The organism is Pseudomonas sp. Eqa60, from assembly GCF_018326405.1.
Taxonomy (GTDB): domain Bacteria; phylum Pseudomonadota; class Gammaproteobacteria; order Pseudomonadales; family Pseudomonadaceae; genus Aquipseudomonas; species Aquipseudomonas protegens.
The window spans coordinates 1,388,221-1,405,580 of sequence record NZ_AP024342.1 but is presented as its reverse complement, the minus strand read 5'-3'; the positions used below and the strand labels follow the sequence as shown (position 1 = coordinate 1,405,580).

General features: G+C 62.4%; 13 protein-coding genes and 1 pseudogene. 8 read left to right on the top strand and 6 right to left on the bottom strand.

Annotated elements, in window-relative coordinates; translation table 11 throughout:
- Nucleotides 1-12 precede the first annotated feature (12 nt).
- From frr to rpsB, 4 genes are all read right to left on the bottom strand, one after another.
- Complete coding sequence (frr, locus tag KI242_RS06200; protein WP_011059527.1) at nt 13-570, bottom strand: ribosome recycling factor; 558 nt, start codon at nt 568-570, stop codon at nt 13-15.
- A complete protein-coding gene (gene pyrH, locus KI242_RS06195; RefSeq protein WP_011059526.1) occupies nt 567-1,310 on the bottom strand; it encodes a UMP kinase in 744 nt (247 codons plus the stop codon). The genes frr and pyrH overlap by 4 nt, the downstream gene beginning before the upstream one ends.
- Nucleotides 1,311-1,519: 209 nt before the next feature.
- A complete protein-coding gene (gene tsf / locus KI242_RS06190; RefSeq protein WP_011059525.1) occupies nt 1,520-2,386 on the bottom strand; it encodes a translation elongation factor Ts in 867 nt (288 codons plus the stop codon).
- A gap of 203 nt (nt 2,387-2,589) precedes the next feature.
- Nucleotides 2,590-3,327: a 30S ribosomal protein S2 gene (rpsB, locus tag KI242_RS06185; protein ID WP_011059524.1), complete on the bottom strand. Its 738-nt coding sequence runs from the start codon at nt 3,325-3,327 to the stop codon at nt 2,590-2,592.
- Nucleotides 3,328-3,734: 407 nt separating this feature from the next.
- Here rpsB and map point away from each other — a divergent pair, with 407 nt between their 5' ends.
- Genes map through dapC form a run of 3 tightly spaced genes read left to right on the top strand, consistent with a single transcriptional unit; the run spans nt 3,735 to nt 8,506 of the window.
- Nucleotides 3,735-4,517, top strand: a complete 783-nt coding sequence (gene map, locus KI242_RS06180) for a type I methionyl aminopeptidase (protein WP_011059523.1) — start codon at nt 3,735-3,737, stop codon at nt 4,515-4,517.
- A gap of 48 nt (nt 4,518-4,565) precedes the next feature.
- Nucleotides 4,566-7,268: a [protein-PII] uridylyltransferase gene (locus KI242_RS06175; RefSeq protein ID WP_011059522.1), complete on the top strand. Its 2,703-nt coding sequence runs from the start codon at nt 4,566-4,568 to the stop codon at nt 7,266-7,268.
- A gap of 38 nt (nt 7,269-7,306) precedes the next feature.
- Nucleotides 7,307-8,506, top strand: coding sequence for a succinyldiaminopimelate transaminase (gene dapC, locus KI242_RS06170; protein ID WP_077933417.1), 1,200 nt, complete (start codon nt 7,307-7,309; stop codon nt 8,504-8,506).
- A gap of 55 nt (nt 8,507-8,561) precedes the next feature.
- On the opposite strand, the gene KI242_RS06165 is transcribed toward dapC, so the two are convergent.
- Nucleotides 8,562-10,208 carry a Na+/H+ antiporter gene (locus KI242_RS06165; protein WP_077933416.1) on the bottom strand — a complete coding sequence of 549 codons (1,647 nt, stop codon included), beginning with the start codon at nt 10,206-10,208 and terminating at the stop codon, nt 8,562-8,564.
- Between the two features lie 237 nt (nt 10,209-10,445).
- Here KI242_RS06165 and KI242_RS06160 point away from each other — a divergent pair, with 237 nt between their 5' ends.
- From KI242_RS06160 to KI242_RS06145, 4 genes are all read left to right on the top strand, one after another.
- Nucleotides 10,446-10,808 (top strand): ArsC family reductase, encoded by a 363-nt coding sequence (locus KI242_RS06160; RefSeq protein ID WP_011059519.1) that lies wholly within the window; start codon nt 10,446-10,448, stop codon nt 10,806-10,808.
- Nucleotides 10,809-10,841: 33 nt separating this feature from the next.
- Nucleotides 10,842-11,876: a 2,3,4,5-tetrahydropyridine-2,6-dicarboxylate N-succinyltransferase gene (dapD, locus tag KI242_RS06155; protein WP_011059518.1), complete on the top strand. Its 1,035-nt coding sequence runs from the start codon at nt 10,842-10,844 to the stop codon at nt 11,874-11,876.
- Nucleotides 11,877-11,952: 76 nt separating this feature from the next.
- Complete coding sequence (locus KI242_RS06150; protein ID WP_212805989.1) at nt 11,953-13,158, top strand: aminotransferase class V-fold PLP-dependent enzyme; 1,206 nt, start codon at nt 11,953-11,955, stop codon at nt 13,156-13,158.
- Complete coding sequence (locus KI242_RS06145; protein WP_011059516.1) at nt 13,155-13,565, top strand: SufE family protein; 411 nt, start codon at nt 13,155-13,157, stop codon at nt 13,563-13,565. The genes KI242_RS06150 and KI242_RS06145 overlap by 4 nt, the downstream gene beginning before the upstream one ends.
- An 82-nt stretch (nt 13,566-13,647) precedes the next feature.
- Here KI242_RS06145 and tcdA read toward each other — a convergent pair.
- Nucleotides 13,648-14,468 (bottom strand): annotated as a pseudogene (gene tcdA, locus KI242_RS06140) (tRNA cyclic N6-threonylcarbamoyladenosine(37) synthase TcdA).
- 211 nt (nt 14,469-14,679) lie between these two features.
- On the opposite strand from tcdA, the gene KI242_RS06135 reads away from it, so the two are divergent.
- On the top strand, nt 14,680-17,271 hold the full coding sequence (locus KI242_RS06135; RefSeq protein ID WP_015634324.1) for a glycosyltransferase: 2,592 nt from the start codon (nt 14,680-14,682) through the stop codon (nt 17,269-17,271).
- The last annotated feature ends 89 nt before the right edge of the window (nt 17,272-17,360 follow it).

Genomic DNA, 17,360 nt, shown 5'->3' with positions numbered 1-17,360 from the left:
AACGCCTGACCCTTATACGGCCATCAAGTCCTTTTCTTTTTCCTCAGTCGCCTTGGCGATCTGAGCTTCAAAGTCCTTGATCAGCTTATCGATTTCGGCGCTGCCACGGCGCTCTTCGTCTTCGCTGATTTCCTTGTCCTTGGTCAGCTTCTTCAACTCACCCAGGGCATCGCGGCGAATATTGCGCACTGCAACCCGCGCATCCTCGGCGGCAGCACGCGCCTGCTTGGTGAAGCCCTTGCGGGTTTCCTCGGTCAGCGGTGCCATCTTGATCAGCAGCAGCTCACCCAGGTTGGTCGGATTGAGGTTAAGACCGGCACTGCCGATGGCCTTGTCGATGGCTCCGAGCATATTGCGCTCGAACGGCACTACCTGCAGGGTCTGGGAGTCCTTCACGGTAACGTTGGCAACGCCACTCAACGGTGTGTCGGTACCGTAGTAAGGCACCATCACACTGCCCAGGATGCTGGGGTGAGCCTTGCCGGTGCGAATCTGGCCGAATGCATGGGCCAGGGACTCCAGGGATTTCTTCATGCGCTCTTGAGCGTCTTTCTTGATTTCGTTGATCATTGCTCGCCTTCCTCGATCAGGGTTCCTTCAGCGCCACCATGCACGATATTCAGCAGGGCGCCGGGCTTGTTCATGTTAAATACCCGCAGCGGCATCTTGTGGTCGCGGCACAGGCAGATTGCCGTCAGGTCCATCACTCCCAGCTTGCGATCCAGCACTTCATCGTAAGTCAGATGATCGAACTTCTCGGCATGCGGGTCCTTGAACGGGTCTGCAGTGTAAACACCATCGACCTTGGTTGCCTTGAGCACCACGTCGGCATCGATCTCGATAGCGCGCAGGCAGGCTGCGGAGTCGGTGGTGAAGAACGGGTTGCCGGTACCGGCCGCGAAGATCACCACCTCTTTGGAGTTCAGGTGGCGCATCGCCTTGCGACGGTCATAGTGATCGGTCACGCCGACCATGGAAATAGCCGACATCACGATGGCCGAGATATTCGCACGTTCCAGTGCATCACGCATGGCCAGGGCGTTCATCACAGTGGCCAGCATGCCCATGTGGTCGCCCGTGACCCGATCCATCCCGGCCGCGCTCAATGCAGCGCCGCGGAACAGGTTGCCACCACCGATCACCAAGCCTACCTGGACGCCGATACCAACCAGCTGGCCGACTTCCAGCGCCATGCGATCCAGCACCTTGGGATCGATCCCGAACTCTTCCGAGCCCATCAGGGCCTCGCCGCTAAGCTTGAGTAGAATGCGTTTATAGCGAGCTTGATAACCACTGCCCTGCTGAGCCATTGCGAATCTCTCCTGCGGCGTATTTAAAAAATTCTTTGCGGGCTGTTTACAGCCTGCGTTCACTCTAGCTTGACGCTGTCACAGCGCCATCAGAACACGACTTTGTAAGGCGGTTCCGAGGATAAACAACTAAATTACCCTGCCCATTTGAAAAGAGGCTGCGCGCGTGAGCGGGCAGCCTCTTCTGGGCGACAGTTGAAAAAACCGTCTTACTGTTGCTTGGCAGCAGCCAGTTGTGCAGCAACTTCTTCGGCGAAGTTGTCTTCTTTCTTCTCGATGCCTTCACCTACCGCGAAACGGGTGAAGGAAACGATTTCAGCGCCGCCTTTCTTGGCCAGAGCACCTACGGTGATTTCTGGGTCCTTGACGAAAGCTTGCTCAACCAGGCTGGCTTCGGCCAGGAACTTGCTGATACGGCCAGCGATCATTTTTTCAACGATTTCGGCTGGCTTGCCTTTCATCTTGTCTTCGTTCAGCTGCAGGAACACAGCCTTTTCACGCTCGATCGCTTCAGCCGAAACTTGCGATGGCAGCAGGAACTCAGGGTTGCTGGCCGCTACGTGCATGGCGATGTCTTTGGCCAGCTCAACGGAACCGCCTTTCAGAACAACCGCAACACCGATCTTGTTGCCGTGCAGGTAGGTGCCGACCACGTCGCCTTCAACGCGAGCCAGACGACGGATGTTGACGTTCTCGCCAGTCTTGCCAACCAGGATCAGGCGGGCAGCTTCTTGAGCTTCGATCAGCGGAGCGGCGTCGGTCAGCTTGTCAGCGAAAGCCTTTTCCACGCTAGCGGCAACGAATGCCTTGAAATCGTCCTGCAGAGCCAGGAAGTCGGTCTGCGAGTTGACTTCCAGCAGGACAGCGGCTTTACCGTCGTCCTTGATGGCGATAGCGCCTTCAGCAGCAACGTTGCCTGCTTTCTTGGCAGCCTTGATGGCGCCGGAAGCACGCATGTCATCAATGGCTTTTTCGATGTCGCCGCCGGCCTTGGTCAAGGCCTTTTTGCAGTCCATCATGCCTTCGCCGGTACGCTCGCGCAGTTCTTTGACCAACGCTGCAGTAATCTCTGCCATTTTCAAAATCCTCTTGGATAGGTTTTCAACCATTCCACCCGATCGAACGGGCGCTCAATTCTTGGGCATTGCCCCGAAACCACTTCATAACAGCCCCGCATTACAGAAACTGTCGGGGCGCGACGACGAAATGATTTTCGAGTTGGCAAAAAGGGGGCCAAGCCCCCTTTTTGCGTGCTGAGTCAACGCTACGCGTCAGTTACTCAGGCTTCAGCCGCCGGTGCTGCAGCTTCTTCGAACACTTCGGTGCCGCCAGCAACGTTGTTACGACCACGGATCACAGCGTCAGCCATCGAACCCATGTACAGCTGGATGGCGCGAATGGCGTCATCGTTGCCTGGGATGATGTAGTCAACGCCTTCCGGGCTGCTGTTGGTATCGACAACGCCGATGACCGGGATGCCCAGCTTGTTGGCTTCGGTGATCGCGATGCGCTCGTGGTCAACGTCGATCACGAACAGTGCGTCAGGCAGGCCGCCCATGTCCTTGATACCACCCAGGGAACGATCCAGCTTTTCCAGATCGCGAGTGCGCATCAGCGCCTCTTTCTTGGTCAGCTTGGCGAAGGTGCCGTCTTCTGCTTGCACTTCAAGGTCACGCAGACGCTTGATGGAAGCACGGATGGTTTTGTAGTTGGTCAGCATGCCGCCCAACCAGCGGTGATCGACGTACGGCGAACCGCAACGTGCTGCTTCTTCAGCAACGATCTTGCCAGCGGAACGCTTGGTGCCGACGAACAGAATCTTGTTTTTGCCCTGGGCCAGACGCTCTACGAAAGTCAGAGCTTCGTTGAACATTGGCAGGGTTTTTTCAAGGTTGATGATGTGGATCTTGTTGCGCGCGCCGAAAATGTACTTGCCCATTTTCGGATTCCAGTAACGGGTTTGGTGACCGAAGTGCACACCGGCCTTCAGCATATCGCGCATGTTGACTTGGGACATGATAGTTCCTTAATAAGTCGGGTTAGGCCTCCACGTATCCCAATGACCAACCAACAGCTTGTGCTGAGGGCACCCAGGTCATCGTGTCGACACGTGTGTGGGTTTGAGCTTTTCGGGGCATCCCCGGAAAGCGGCGCATTTTATACCACAGCAAGGGCAAAAACGGAACCCGGATTCACACTCGGCGATCCGCAGGCATTTTGCCCGCCTCTTGGAATCGGTCCAGAATGCACCATTGTATGGAGAGAAGCGCCAGCAGAACCTCAGATTTGCGCTGAGCCTCTGTTAGAATCGCACCTTTGCGGCTTTTGAAAACCTTGCTGGCCCATCGTAGGCCAAGCCTTGCGCATGCGGGTTTTCGAGCCATTTCCGTGTTTATCGCGCCCCTGGGCGTCAAGAGAGCCTGTATGACCGTCACCCTCAAAACTCCCGAGGACATCGCCAAAATGCGTGTCGCCGGCAAACTGGCCGCCGACGTGCTGGAAATGATTGCCGAGCATGTCAAACCCGGTGTCACCACCGAAGAACTGGACCGCATCTGCCATGACTACATCGTCAATGTGCAAGGTGCGATCCCTGCCCCGCTGAACTACAAGGGCTTCCCCAAATCCATCTGCACCTCGATCAACCACGTGGTGTGCCACGGCATTCCCAACGAGAAGCCGCTGAAGGATGGCGACACCCTGAACATCGATGTGACCGTCATCAAGGACGGCTACCACGGCGACACCAGCCGCATGTTCCACGTCGGCACCGTGCCGGTCTGGGCCGAGCGCCTGTCGCAGATCACCCAGGAATGCATGTACAAGGCCATTGAACTGGTGAAACCGGGCTGCCGCCTGGGCGACATCGGCGAAGTGATCCAGAAGCACGCGGAAAAGAACGGTTTCTCGGTGGTACGCGAGTTCTGCGGCCACGGCATCGGCAAGGTGTTCCACGAAGAGCCGCAGATCCTGCACTACGGCCGTGCCGGTACCGGCATGGAGCTCAAGGCCGGCATGACCTTCACCATCGAGCCGATGATCAACCAGGGCAAGGCCGACACCAAGGTCCTGGGCGACGGCTGGACCGCCATCACCAAGGACCGCAAGCTCTCCGCGCAGTGGGAACACACCCTGCTGGTCACCGAGACCGGCTACGAGATCTTCACCCTGCGCAGCGATGACACCATCGCCCGGGTGTCAGCCTGATCCACAACGCTGCGTCCCGACCTTATAGATAGAAAGGAAAGCCAATCGATGCCGCAGGTGGACCCCGAACTCTTCGACCGCGGCCAGTTCCAGGCGGAACTGGCGCTGAAGGCCAGCCCTATCGCCGCCTTCAAGAAGGCCATCCGCCAGGCACGGGAAGTGCTCGATACGCGCTTTCGCAGTGGGCGGGAGATCCGCCGGCTGATCGAAGACCGCGCCTGGTTCATCGATAACATCCTGCAAAAGGCCTGGGACCAGTTCAGCTGGAGCGAAGACGCCGACATCGCCCTGGTGGCGGTCGGCGGCTACGGTCGCGGCGAGCTGCACCCCTATTCCGACATCGACCTGCTGATCCTCCTGGACAGCGCCGACCACGAAATTTTCCGCGACTCCATCGAACGCTTTCTTACCCTGCTCTGGGACATTGGCCTGGAAGTCGGGCAAAGCGTGCGCTCGGTGGACGAATGCGCCGAACAGGCGCGGGCCGACCTGACGGTGATCACCAACCTGATGGAAAGCCGCACCATTGCCGGCCCCGAGCACCTGCGCCAGCGCATGCTGCAAGTGACCAGCACCGAGCACATGTGGCCGAGCAAGGATTTCTTCCTGGCCAAGCGGGCCGAGCAGAAGGCCCGCCATCACAAGTACAACGACACCGAATACAACCTGGAGCCCAACGTCAAAGGCTCGCCGGGTGGGTTGCGGGACATCCAGACCATCCTCTGGGTCGCGCGCCGCCAGTACGGCACCCTGAACCTGCGGGCCCTGGCCGGCGAAGGCTTCCTGGTGGAAAGCGAAAACGCGCTCCTGGCCTCGTCCCAGGAGTTCCTGTGGAAGGTCCGCTACGCGCTGCACATGCTCGCGGGGCGCGCCGAGGACCGCCTGCTGCTCGACCACCAGCGCTCCATCGCCACCCTGCTGGGCTTCGAGGGCGAAGATGCGAAACAGAGCATCGAAAGCTTCATGCAGCAGTACTACCGGGTGGTGATGAGCATCGCCCAGTTGAGCGACCTGATCATCCAGCACTTCGAGGAGGTGATCCTCGCCCCCGAGGACGAGGCACCGCCACAGCCGATCAATGCGCGCTTCCAACTGCACGACGGCTACATCGAGGCGATCAACGACAACGTGTTCAAGCGCACTCCGTTCGCCATGCTGGAGATCTTCGTGCTGATGGCCCAGCACCCGGAAATCAAGGGCGTGCGCGCCGACACCATCCGCCTGCTGCGCGAACACCGGCACCTGATCGATGACGACTTCCGCCACGATATCCGCAACACCAGCCTGTTCATCGAGCTGTTCAAGTGCGAAATCGGCATCCACCGCAACCTGCGGCGGATGAACCGCTACGGCATTCTCGGACGCTACCTGCCGGAGTTCGGCTTCATCGTCGGGCAGATGCAGCACGACCTGTTCCACATCTATACCGTGGACGCCCACACGCTGAACCTGATCAAGCACCTGCGCAAAATGCAGTACACGCCGATCTCCGAGAAATTCCCGCTGGCCAGCAAGCTCATGGGCAAGCTGCCCAAGCCCGAGCTGATCTACCTGGCCGGTCTGTACCACGACATCGGCAAGGGCCGTCATGGCGACCACTCGGAAATCGGCGCCGTGGATGCCGAAGCCTTCTGCGTGCGCCACCAGTTGCCGCAGTGGGATACCCGGCTGATCGTCTGGCTGGTGCAGAACCACCTGGTGATGTCCACCACGGCTCAGCGCAAGGACTTGTCCGACCCGCAGGTGATTCACGATTTCGCACAGATCGTGGTCGACCAGACCCGCCTCGACTACCTCTACGTACTGACCGTCGCCGATATCTACGCCACCAACCCGACGCTCTGGAACTCCTGGCGCGCCAGCCTGTTGCGCCAGCTCTACACCGAGACCAAGCGAGCCCTGCGCCGCGGCCTGGAAAACCCGGTGGACCGCGAAGAGCAGATCCGCCAGACCCAGAGCGCCGCCCTGGACATCCTGGTGCGCAACGGCACCGACCCGGACGAAGTGGAACAACTCTGGTCCCAACTGGGGGACGACTACTTCCTGCGCCACACCGCCGGCGACGTGGCCTGGCACAGCGACGCGATCCTCCAGCAGCCGGCCGATGGCGGGCCACTGGTGCTGATCAAGGAAATCACCCAGCGCGAGTTCGAGGGCGGCACCCAGATCTTCATCTACGCCCCGGACCAGCACGACTTCTTCGCGGTGACCGTGGCCGCCATGGACCAGCTCAACCTGAACATCCATGACGCGCGCATCATCACCTCCAGCAGCCAGTTCACCCTCGACACCTACATCGTCCTGGACAACGACGGCGAATCCATCGGCAACAACCCGCAGCGAGTCGAGCAGATCCGCAAGGGCCTGACCGACGCCCTGCGCAACCCCGACGACTACCCGACCATCATCCAGCGCCGGGTGCCGCGCCAGCTCAAGCATTTTGCCTTCGCCCCCGAGGTGACTATCCACAACGACGCCCAACGCCCGGTGACCGTGCTGGAACTCAGCGCCCCGGATCGCCCGGGTTTGCTGGCGCGGATCGGCAAGATCTTCCTGGAGTTCGACCTGTCGCTGCAGAACGCCAAGATCGCCACCCTGGGCGAGCGCGTGGAAGACGTGTTCTTCATCACCGATGCGCACAACCAGCCCCTGTCCGACCCCCAGCTGTGCAGCCGCTTGCAGGATGCGATCGTCGAGCAGTTGAGCGTCAGCCACGAACCGACTATCGAAATGACCCGCCTGAGCATCTGACGGGTCCGAACCACCGCTTTGAGTGAGATACCGCCTCCATGAACAACGCTCTGAACCAGTTGCAGCCCTACCCGTTCGAAAAGCTGCGCGCCTTGCTCGGCACCGTGACGCCCAACCCGGACAAGCGCGCCATCGCCCTGTCCATCGGCGAACCCAAGCACCGCTCGCCAAGCTTTGTCGCCGAAGCCCTGGCCAGCAACCTCGATCAGATGGCGGTCTACCCCACCACCCTGGGCATCCCGGCCCTGCGCGAAGCCATCGCCGGCTGGTGCGAGCGGCGCTTTGGCGTGCCCGCGCTCTGGCTCGACCCGGCGCGCAATGTACTGCCGGTCAACGGCACCCGCGAAGCGCTGTTCGCCTTCACCCAGACCGTGGTCAACCGCGGCGAAGACGCCCTGGTGGTCAGCCCCAACCCCTTCTATCAGATCTACGAAGGCGCAGCCTTCCTCGCCGGGGCCAAGCCGCACTACCTGCCGTGCCTCGACGAAAACGGCTTCAACCCGGACTTCGACGCCGTGCCGGTGGAGATCTGGCAGCGCTGCCAGATCCTCTTCCTGTGCTCGCCGGGCAACCCCACCGGCGCGCTGATCCCGCTGGACACCCTGAAGAAGCTGATCGCACTGGCCGACGAGCACGACTTCGTGATCGCCGCCGACGAGTGCTACAGCGAGCTGTACTTCGACGAACAGACACCGCCGCCGGGCCTGCTCAGCGCCTGCGTCGAACTGGGCCGCAAGGACTTCAAGCGCTGCGTGGTGTTCCACAGCCTGTCCAAGCGCTCCAACCTGCCGGGCCTGCGCTCGGGCTTCGTCGCCGGTGATGCCGAGATTCTCAAGGGCTTCCTGCTGTACCGCACCTACCACGGCTGCGCCATGCCGGTGCAGACCCAACTCGCCAGCGTCGCCGCCTGGAACGACGAAGTGCACGTGCGCGCCAACCGCGCCTTGTACCGGGAGAAATTCGACGCGGTGCTGGCGATCCTTGCGCCCGTGATGGATGTGCAGCGCCCGGACGGCAGCTTCTACCTGTGGCCGAACGTGGCCGGGGATGACGCAGCCTTCTGCCGCGACCTGTTCGAACAGGAGCATGTAACCGTGGTTCCGGGCTCCTACCTGTCGCGGGATGTGGACGGCACCAACCCGGGCGCCGGCCGGGTACGCATGGCGCTGGTAGCGCCGCTGGCGGAATGCGTGGAAGCCGCGGAACGGATTCGCGATTTCGTGCTGCGTCGCACTTGAGGCCTTTCGCCGGCAAGCCGGCTCCCACAGCAGGAGCCGACTGCCGGCGAACGCCTCACTTCACCTGCCCCAGATTGGCCTCGCTCATATCCAGGTCGGCCAGTACTTCGCGTAGCACATCGTCGCCAATCTGATGCTGGCGGCTCAGCCGATACAGCTCCAGCCGTTGCGCACGCAGGGCCTTGATCCGCAGGCGCCGCTCCAGCAAGTCCATCTGGAACGCCAGGGCCTGGGCCTCGGCGGAATCGTTGTAGACCTCCAACTGATGCCGGTACTCGGCCATCAAGCGCCCCTTGAGTTCGGTGGCCAGGGCCGACTGGGCGGCATCCGGGGTTTCACCGGTGTCAGCCACCTCTTCGGCCTCCAGGGCATGGATCGCCGCTTCGGCAGTCTTGCGCCAGGCATCCCGCACTTCCCCACGGCGCTTGTCGTCAGGGCTCTTCACAATGCCGCGCAGCAGCAGCGGCAGGGCAATGCAGGCCGCCACCAGGGACAGCAGGATCACCCCGGCAGCGATGAAGATCAGCAGGTCGCGCTCCGGAAAGGCTTCACCGGCACCGAGAAACAACGGTACCGACATCACACCGGCCAGGGTTACCGCCCCGCGCACTCCACCCACGGTCAGCAACCAGCAGGAACGGGCGGTCGGCACCAGGGTCAATTCGCCCTTGCCGCGCCAGCGCCGCAGCAGGCCGGACAGGCGCCAGATGCTCTGCACCCAGATGAAACGCAACACCAGCAGCACCAGGAAAATCGCCACCACATCCAGGCAACGGTAGAACAGGGTCGGCCACAGCGAGGTCTCGTGACTGACCACGGCCTTGATGATGTCCGGCAGCTGCAACCCCAGGAGCAGGAAGATCAGGCCGTTGAAGGCGAACTCCAGCAGTGACCAGACGCTGCGATTGAGCAGCCGGGTGCTGGTCTGGCGCGGCAGCAGGTCGAGCCAGCTCTGCATCATCCCCGCCGCCACCGCCGAGAGAATGCCCGAGGCCCCCAGGCGCTCGGCCAGCACATAGGCGGCGAACGGCAAAAGCAGCATGAACACCACGTGGGTCGCCGGGTCATCCCAGCCTCGGGCGATCATCCAGGCCCGCAGGCGCCCCACCAGCCAGCTCAGTGCCACCCCGACCGCCAGGCCGCCCACCGCCACCAGGACAAAGGTCAGGCTGGCGTTGGCCAGGGAGAACACCCCGGTCACCGCCGCTGCCAGGGCGAACTTGAAGGTCACCAGGCCCGAGGCGTCATTCATCAGCGCCTCACCCTGGAGCATGTGCATCAGGGGCGTGGGCAAGCGGTTCTGGGAAATCGCCGACACTGCCACGGCGTCGGTGGGCGAAAGCACGGCGGCCAGGGCAAAGGCCACCGGCAACGGAATGCTCGGCAGCAGCCAATGGATGAAGTAGCCGGCGCCCACCACGGTGAACAGCACCAGCCCTACTGCCAGGGTCAGGATCGGCCCGCGCAGGCGCCAGAATTCGCGCTTGGGCATGCGCCAGCCATCGGAAAACAACAGCGGCGGCAAGAACAGGAAGAGAAACAGCTCCGGGTCCAGGGCCACGTGCAGCCCCAGGGTCGGCCAGGCCAGCAAGGCGCCGGCGGCAATCTGCACCAGGGGCAGCGGCAGTGGAATCACCCGTCCGACAAGACGCGAGAGGCTCACCAGCATCAGCAGGATGAGGACGGTATAGGCGGTTTGCATAAAGCGGGCTTCCCGATCTGAAACTTCAAAGCAGACACACAACAGCGGCAGGAATTCACCGCAGAAGTGCCATATTAGCCGCTTAAGCTGCGTTTACGCCGCTGCACAAAAGTCGCAACGGCGCCCGGGCGTGGAAACACAATGCGACAAAGCCCCGCAGCAGCCGACGCCGAATCGGCGCGGTCGTGGCATAATCCGTGACCTTTCATCTCCAGCATCTCCAAAGGGGGCAATTCCTTGACCGCTTCAAGCAAAACGTTGCACCTTTTCGGCATCAAAGCCTGTGACACCATGAAAAAGGCGCGCACCTGGCTCGATGAACACGCTGTCAGCTATGACTTCCATGATTACAAAACCTCCGGCATTGACCGTGAGCACCTGAATCAGTGGTGCGACGAGCACGGCTGGCAGGTGGTGTTGAACCGCGCGGGCACGACCTTTCGCAAACTCGATGACGAAAGCAAAGCCGATCTCGACCAGGCGAAAGCCGTTGAACTGATGCTCGCGCAACCTTCGATGATCAAGCGCCCGGTGCTCGATCTCGGAGACAAGACCCTGATTGGCTTCAAGCCAGACCTTTACGCAGCGGCGCTCAAGTAAGCCTGCTCAATCAATTTCGCAAGAGGTAACTGCATGTCCACTACCCTGTTCAGCCTGGCATTCGGTGTCGGCACCCAGAACCGCCAAGGCGCTTGGCTGGAAGTGTTTTACGCATCGCCCCTGCTCCAGCCTGCGGCTGAAATCGTCGCTGCCGTAGCGCCGATCCTCGGCTACAGCGAAGGCAACCAGGCCATCACCTTCACCACCGCCCAGGCCGCGCAAATGGCCGACGCACTGAAAAGCATCGACGCTACCCAGGCCGCCCTGCTGACCCGCCTGGCCGAAAGCCACAAGCCGCTGGTAGCGACCCTGCTGGCCGAAGATGCCCAGCTGACCTCCACTCCAGAGGCCTACCTGAAGCTGCACCTGCTGTCCCACCGCCTGGTCAAGCCGCACGGCCTGAGCCTGGCCGGCGTGTTCCCGCTGCTGCCGAACGTGGCCTGGACCAGCCAGGGCGCGATCGACCTGGGCGAGCTGGCCGAGCGTCAACTGGAAGCGCGCCTGCGCGGCGAGCTGCTGGAAGTGTTCTCGGTGGACAAGTTCCCGAAAATGACCGACTACGTGGTGCCGAGCGGCGTGCGTATCGCTGACAGTGCGCGGATCCGCCTGGGCGCCTACATCGGCGAAGGCACCACCGTGATGCACGAAGGCTTCGTCAACTTCAACGCCGGCACCGAAGGTCCGGGCATGATCGAAGGCCGGGTTTCCGCGGGCGTGTTCGTCGGCAAGGGCTCGGACCTGGGCGGCGGTTGCTCCACCATGGGCACCCTGTCGGGTGGCGGCAACATCGTGATCAAGGTCGGCGAAGGTTGCCTGATCGGCGCCAACGCCGGTATCGGCATCCCGCTGGGCGACCGCAATACCGTGGAGTCGGGCCTGTACGTGACCGCCGGCACCAAGGTGGCGCTGCTGGACGAGAACAACCAGCTGGTCAAAGTGCTCAAGGCCCGGGAACTGGCCGGCCAGCCGGACCTGCTGTTCCGTCGCAACTCGGAAACCGGCGCCGTGGAGTGCAAGACCCACAAGTCGGCCATCGAGCTGAACGAAGCGCTGCACGCTCACAACTAAGCAGCGATTCGGTTTCACTGGAACCGGCCAGGCGCTTATCATCGGCGCCCGGCCTGTTCAAACGAGTTCTGCCACCATGCTTGTAGCCTCCCCCTGGCGCGCCGACTTCCCGGCCATCGCCGCCCTGCATCGCCAGGACCAGACGTACCTGGACAACGCCGCCACCACGCAAAAACCCCAAGCCCTGCTGGACGCGCTGGCGCACTACTACGCCAATGGCGCGGCCAATGTGCATCGTGCGCAACACCTGCCCGGCGCCCACGCCACCCAAGCGTTCGAAGACAGCCGCAGCAAGGCCGGCCAATGGCTGAATGCCGGTGACAGTGGGCAGATCGTCTTCACCCACGGCGCGACCTCCGCGCTGAATCTTCTGGCCTACGGCCTGGAGCACCAATTTTCCCCGGGCGATGAAATCGTCATCAGCGCCCTGGAGCACCACGCCAACCTGCTGCCCTGGCAGCAACTGGCCCAACGTCGCGGGCTCAAGCTGATGGTCCTGCCCCTGGACCCGGACGGCCTGATCGACGTCGACGCGGCAAGCCGCTTGATCGGCCCGCGCACCCGTTTGCTGGCGGTGAGCCAGCTGTCCAACGTGCTTGGCGCCTGGCAACCCTTGACCCCACTGCTGGCCATGGCCAGGGCCCAGGGCGCACTGACGGTGATCGACGGCGCCCAGGGCGTGGTCCATGGCCGCCACGATGTGCAGGCCCTGGGCTGCGACTTCTATGTGTTCTCCAGCCACAAGCTGTACGGCCCGGATGGGGTCGGCGTGCTGTTTGGCCGTCATGCAGCACTCAAGGGCCTGCGCCACTGGCAGTTCGGCGGTGAAATGGTCCAGGACGCCGATTACCAGCACGCCAGCTTCCACCCCGCCCCCCTGGGCTTCGAGGCCGGTACACCGCCGATTGCCGGGGTCATCGGCCTGGGTGCCACCCTGGATTATCTCGCCGGCCTGGATCAGCAAGCACTGGCCGACCATGAAGCAGCGCTGCACGCCTACCTGCTGCACGGCTTGCAGGCGCGCAATGGCATCCGCTTGCTGGGCTCGCCGCAAGTGGCCCTGGTCAGTTTTGTCGTGGATGGGGTGCACAACGCCGACCTGGCGCACCTGCTGACCGAACAAGGCATTGCCGTACGCGCCGGGCACCACTGCGCCATGCCGCTGATGAAGAGCCTGGGGTTGGCCGGAGCGATTCGCGTGTCATTGGCGCTGTACAACGATTCCGAGGACCTGGAGCGTTTCTTCGAAGCCCTGGATCAGGCCCTGGAGCTGCTGCGATGAGCCTGCCGGCGGATGCCGTCGCCGCCCTGGAGATTTTCCAGGGGGCTGCCGGCTGGGAACAGCGGGCGCGCCTGCTGATGCAATGGGGCGAGCGCCTGCCGCCCCTGAGCGAGGCCGACCAGGTCGAGGCCAACCGGGTGCACGGCTGTGAAAGCCAGGTCTGGCTGGTGGCGGCCCTGGAAAACGGTCATTGGCAGTTTGCCGCGGCCAGCGACGCGCGGCTGATTCGCGGGCTGGTGGCCCTGCTCCTGGCGCGGGTCAATGGCCTGACGGCACAGCAGTTGCGGGAAGTGGACCTGGCCGACTGGTTCAACCAGTTGGGCCTGTCGCGCCAACTCTCGCCTTCACGCAGCAATGGCCTGAACGCCGTCTTGCAACGCATGAGCGAACTGGCCAGCGCCCCCTAACTCCGTAGGAGCCAGCTTGCTGGCGAACAGGCTCATAAGCCTTGCACCCTCCTCGCGGCCCTCTTCGCTGGCAAGCCAGCTCCTACGGGGCGGCGGGTTTGCTGCGTTCCGACGGGCGGCGCACGCCGGCGACAATCTTGTCCACCGCCTTGGTCGCCGCCACCATGCCGAAGGTCGCGGTCACCATCATCACCGCGCCAAAGCCGCCGGCACAGTCGAGCTTGACGCCATCGCCGACAAAACTCTTCTGCAGGCAGATGCTGCCGTCCGGCTTCGGATAACGCAGCTGTTCGGTGGAAAACACGCAAGGCACGCTGTAGTGCCGGGTTACGGTGCGCGAGAAACCGTAGTCGCGGCGCAGGGTGGAACGCACCTTGGAGGCCAACGGGTCATTGAAGGTACGGTTCAGGTCGCAGACCTGGATCAGCGTCGGGTCGATCTGCCCCCCGCGCCGCCGGTGGTGATGATCTGGATCTTGCGTCGCTTGCACCAGGCAATCAGCGCCGCCTTGGCATTGACGCTGTCGATGCAGTCGATCACGCAATCGATGTCTGGGGTGATGTACTCGGCCATGGTCTCGCGGGTGACGAAGTCCGGCACCGCGTGCACCTTGCAGTCCGGATTGATGCCGCGCAGGCGTTCGGCCATGACCTCGACCTTGGGCTTGCCCACAGTGCTGTCCAGCGCGTGCAACTGGCGGTTGCTGTTGCTGACGCAGACGTCATCGAGGTCGAACAGCGAGATCTCGCCCACCCCGCAACGGGCGATGGCTTCCGCCGCCCAGGAACCGACCCCGCCGACGCCGACGATCGCCACATGGGCCGCCCGCAGCCGCTCCAGGCCTTCAATGCCATACAAACGGGCGACGCCGGCAAACCGTGGATCTTCTGTACTCATGACCATCACCTAAAAAACCGGCGCGCATTATAGGGCCTCAACGCGACAAGTTTTAACCTTGAAGCTACAAGTAAAGAACTTAAACCCGAATACAGTGCCCAAGGTCTGGCTTTCCTCTGTGCGCTGTACGCTCAGTTGAGGGCCGGTGTAGGATGCCCGCCGTTTGGCGCCTGCCAACCCTTCCCTCGTTCCACACCTTTTGGAACCCGAAATAGCTATGTCATCGCGTAAATTTGGACTCAACCTGGTGATAGTGCTGGCCATTGCCGCGCTGTTCACCGGTTTCTGGGCGCTGATCAATCGCCCGGTCTCGGCCCCCGACTGGCCGGAACAGATCTCCGGTTTTTCCTACTCGCCTTTCCAGCAGGGCCAGTTCCCGCAGAAGGACCAGTACCCGTCCGACGATGAAATGCGTCGCGACCTGGAGATCATGAGCAAGCTGACCGACAACATCCGTACCTATTCGGTGGACGGCAGCCTGGAAGACATCCCGAGGCTCGCGGAAGAGTTCGGCCTGCGCGTGACCCTGGGGATCTGGATCAGCCCGGACCTGGAGCGCAACGAGCGGGAAATCATGCGTGCCATCGAACTGGCCAATACCTCCCGCAGCGTCGTGCGGGTGGTGGTGGGTAACGAGGCGATCTTCCGCAAGGAAATCACCGCCGACCAACTGTCGGTGATTCTCGACCGGGTGCGTGCCGCGGTAAAAGTTCCGGTCACCACCTCGGAGCAATGGCACGTCTGGGAGGAAAACCCGGGGCTGGCCAAGCACGTCGACCTGATCGCGGCGCACATCCTGCCCTACTGGGAGTTCATCCCGGTGGACAAGGCCGAACAGTTCGTCCTCGATCGCGCCCGGGACCTGAAGAAGATGTTCCCGAAAAAGCCGCTGCTGCTGTCCGAAGTGGGCTGGCCGAGCAACGGCCGCATGCGTGGTGGCGCCGACGCCAGCCCGGCGGACCAGGCGATCTACCTGCGTACCCTGGTCAACAAGCTCAACCGCCAGGGCTACAACTACTTTGTCATCGAAGCCTTCGACCAGCCGTGGAAGGCCAGCGACGAAGGTTCGGTGGGCGCCTACTGGGGCGTGTTCAACGCCGCGCGCCAGCAGAAATTCAACTTCGAAGGCCCGGTGGTCGCGATCCCGCAATGGCGGGTGCTGGCCATCGGCTCGGTGGTGCTGGCGCTGCTGTCGCTGACCCTGCTGATGATCGACGGCTCGGCCCTGCGCCAGCGCGGCCGGACCTTCCTGACCTTTATCGCGTTCCTCTGCGGTTCGGTGCTGGTGTGGATCGGCTACGACTACAGCCAGCAATACAGCACCTGGTTCAGCCTGACGGTGGGCTTCCTCCTGGCCCTCGGCGCGCTGGGGGTGTTCATCGTACTGCTGACCGAGGCCCATGAACTGGCCGAAGCGGTGTGGATCCACAAGCGCCGGCGCGAATTCCTGCCGGTGGAGGGGGACTCCAGCTACCGGCCGAAAGTCTCGATCCACGTGCCCTGCTACAACGAGCCGCCGGAGATGGTCAAACAGACCCTCAATGCCCTGGCCAACCTCGATTACCCGGACTTCGAAGTCCTGATCATCGACAACAACACCAAGGACCCGGCGGTCTGGGAACCGGTGCAGGCCTATTGCGAGACCCTCGGCCCGCGCTTCAAGTTCTTCCACGTCGCGCCCCTGGCCGGCTTCAAGGGCGGTGCGCTGAACTATCTGTTGCCGCACACCGCCAAGGACGCCGAAGTGATCGCGGTGATCGACTCCGACTACTGCGTCGACCGCAACTGGCTCAAGCACATGGTGCCGCACTTCGCCGATCCGAAGATCGCCATCGTGCAGTCGCCCCAGGACTATCGCGACCAGAACGAAAGCACCTTCAAGAAGCTCTGCTACGCGGAATACAAAGGCTTCTTCCATATCGGCATGGTCACCCGCAACGACCGTGACGCGATCATCCAGCACGGCACCATGACCATGACCCGGCGCACAGTGCTCGAAGAGCTGGGCTGGGCCGACTGGTGCATCTGCGAAGACGCCGAGCTGGGCCTGCGGGTGTTCGAGAAAGGCCTGTCGGCGGCGTACCACCACGAAAGCTACGGCAAGGGCCTGATGCCCGACACCTTCATCGACTTCAAGAAGCAGCGTTTCCGCTGGGCCTATGGCGCGATCCAGATCATCAAGCGCCACACCGCCAGCCTGCTGCGCGGCAAGAACACCGAGCTGACCCGTGGCCAGCGCTACCACTTCCTCGCGGGTTGGCTGCCGTGGGTAGCGGACGGCATGAACATCTTCTTCACCGTCGGCGCCCTGCTGTGGTCGGCGGCGATGATCATCGTGCCGCAACGGGTCGACCCGCCGCTGCTGATCTTCGCCATCCCGCCGCTGGCGCTGTTCGTGTTCAAGGTGGGCAAGATCATCTTCCTCTACCGCCGTGCAGTGGGGGTCAACCTCAAGGACGCGTTCTGCGCGGCCCTGGCGGGCCTGGCCTTGTCCCACACCATCGCCAAGGCGGTGCTGTACGGCTTCTTCACCAGCAGCATTCCGTTCTTCCGCACCCCGAAGAACGCCGACAACCACGGCTTCTGGGTGGCGATCTCGGAAGCCCGGGAAGAGCTGTTCATCATGCTGCTGTTGTGGGGCGCGGCGCTGGGGATCTTCCTGGTGCAGGGCCTGCCGAGCAACGACATGCGCTTCTGGGTGACCATGCTCCTGGTGCAGTCTTTGCCTTACGTGGCAGCGCTGGTCATGGCCTTCCTTTCGTCGCTGCCAAAACCGGCGGAAGAAAGCCAGCCGGCTCCCGCAACCTAAATCGATCCAAAGCACTAAACGGCGGCCTCTGGCCGCCGTTTTGCTTTAAGATATCCGCCATTTTGCGCGCCTCGCCCAACCCTGTAGGA

Bases quoted from the DNA above. Each gene is read 5' to 3' on its own strand.
- dapC (WP_077933417.1), top strand. From the start codon at position 7,307: ATGAACAACGCTCTGAACCAGTTGCAGCCCTACCCGTTCGAAAAGCTG.
- KI242_RS06150 (WP_212805989.1), top strand. From the start codon at position 11,953: ATGCTTGTAGCCTCCCCCTGGCGCGCCGACTTCCCGGCCATCGCCGCC.
- KI242_RS06165 (WP_077933416.1), bottom strand. From the start codon at position 10,208: ATGCAAACCGCCTATACCGTCCTCATCCTGCTGATGCTGGTGAGCCTC.
- rpsB (WP_011059524.1), bottom strand. From the start codon at position 3,327: ATGTCCCAAGTCAACATGCGCGATATGCTGAAGGCCGGTGTGCACTTC.
- frr (WP_011059527.1), bottom strand. From the start codon at position 570: ATGATCAACGAAATCAAGAAAGACGCTCAAGAGCGCATGAAGAAATCC.
- map (WP_011059523.1), top strand. From the start codon at position 3,735: ATGACCGTCACCCTCAAAACTCCCGAGGACATCGCCAAAATGCGTGTC.
- dapD (WP_011059518.1), top strand. From the start codon at position 10,842: ATGTCCACTACCCTGTTCAGCCTGGCATTCGGTGTCGGCACCCAGAAC.
- tsf (WP_011059525.1), bottom strand. From the start codon at position 2,386: ATGGCAGAGATTACTGCAGCGTTGGTCAAAGAACTGCGCGAGCGTACC.
- KI242_RS06135 (WP_015634324.1), top strand. From the start codon at position 14,680: ATGTCATCGCGTAAATTTGGACTCAACCTGGTGATAGTGCTGGCCATT.
- pyrH (WP_011059526.1), bottom strand. From the start codon at position 1,310: ATGGCTCAGCAGGGCAGTGGTTATCAAGCTCGCTATAAACGCATTCTA.
- KI242_RS06145 (WP_011059516.1), top strand. From the start codon at position 13,155: ATGAGCCTGCCGGCGGATGCCGTCGCCGCCCTGGAGATTTTCCAGGGG.
- KI242_RS06175 (WP_011059522.1), top strand. From the start codon at position 4,566: ATGCCGCAGGTGGACCCCGAACTCTTCGACCGCGGCCAGTTCCAGGCG.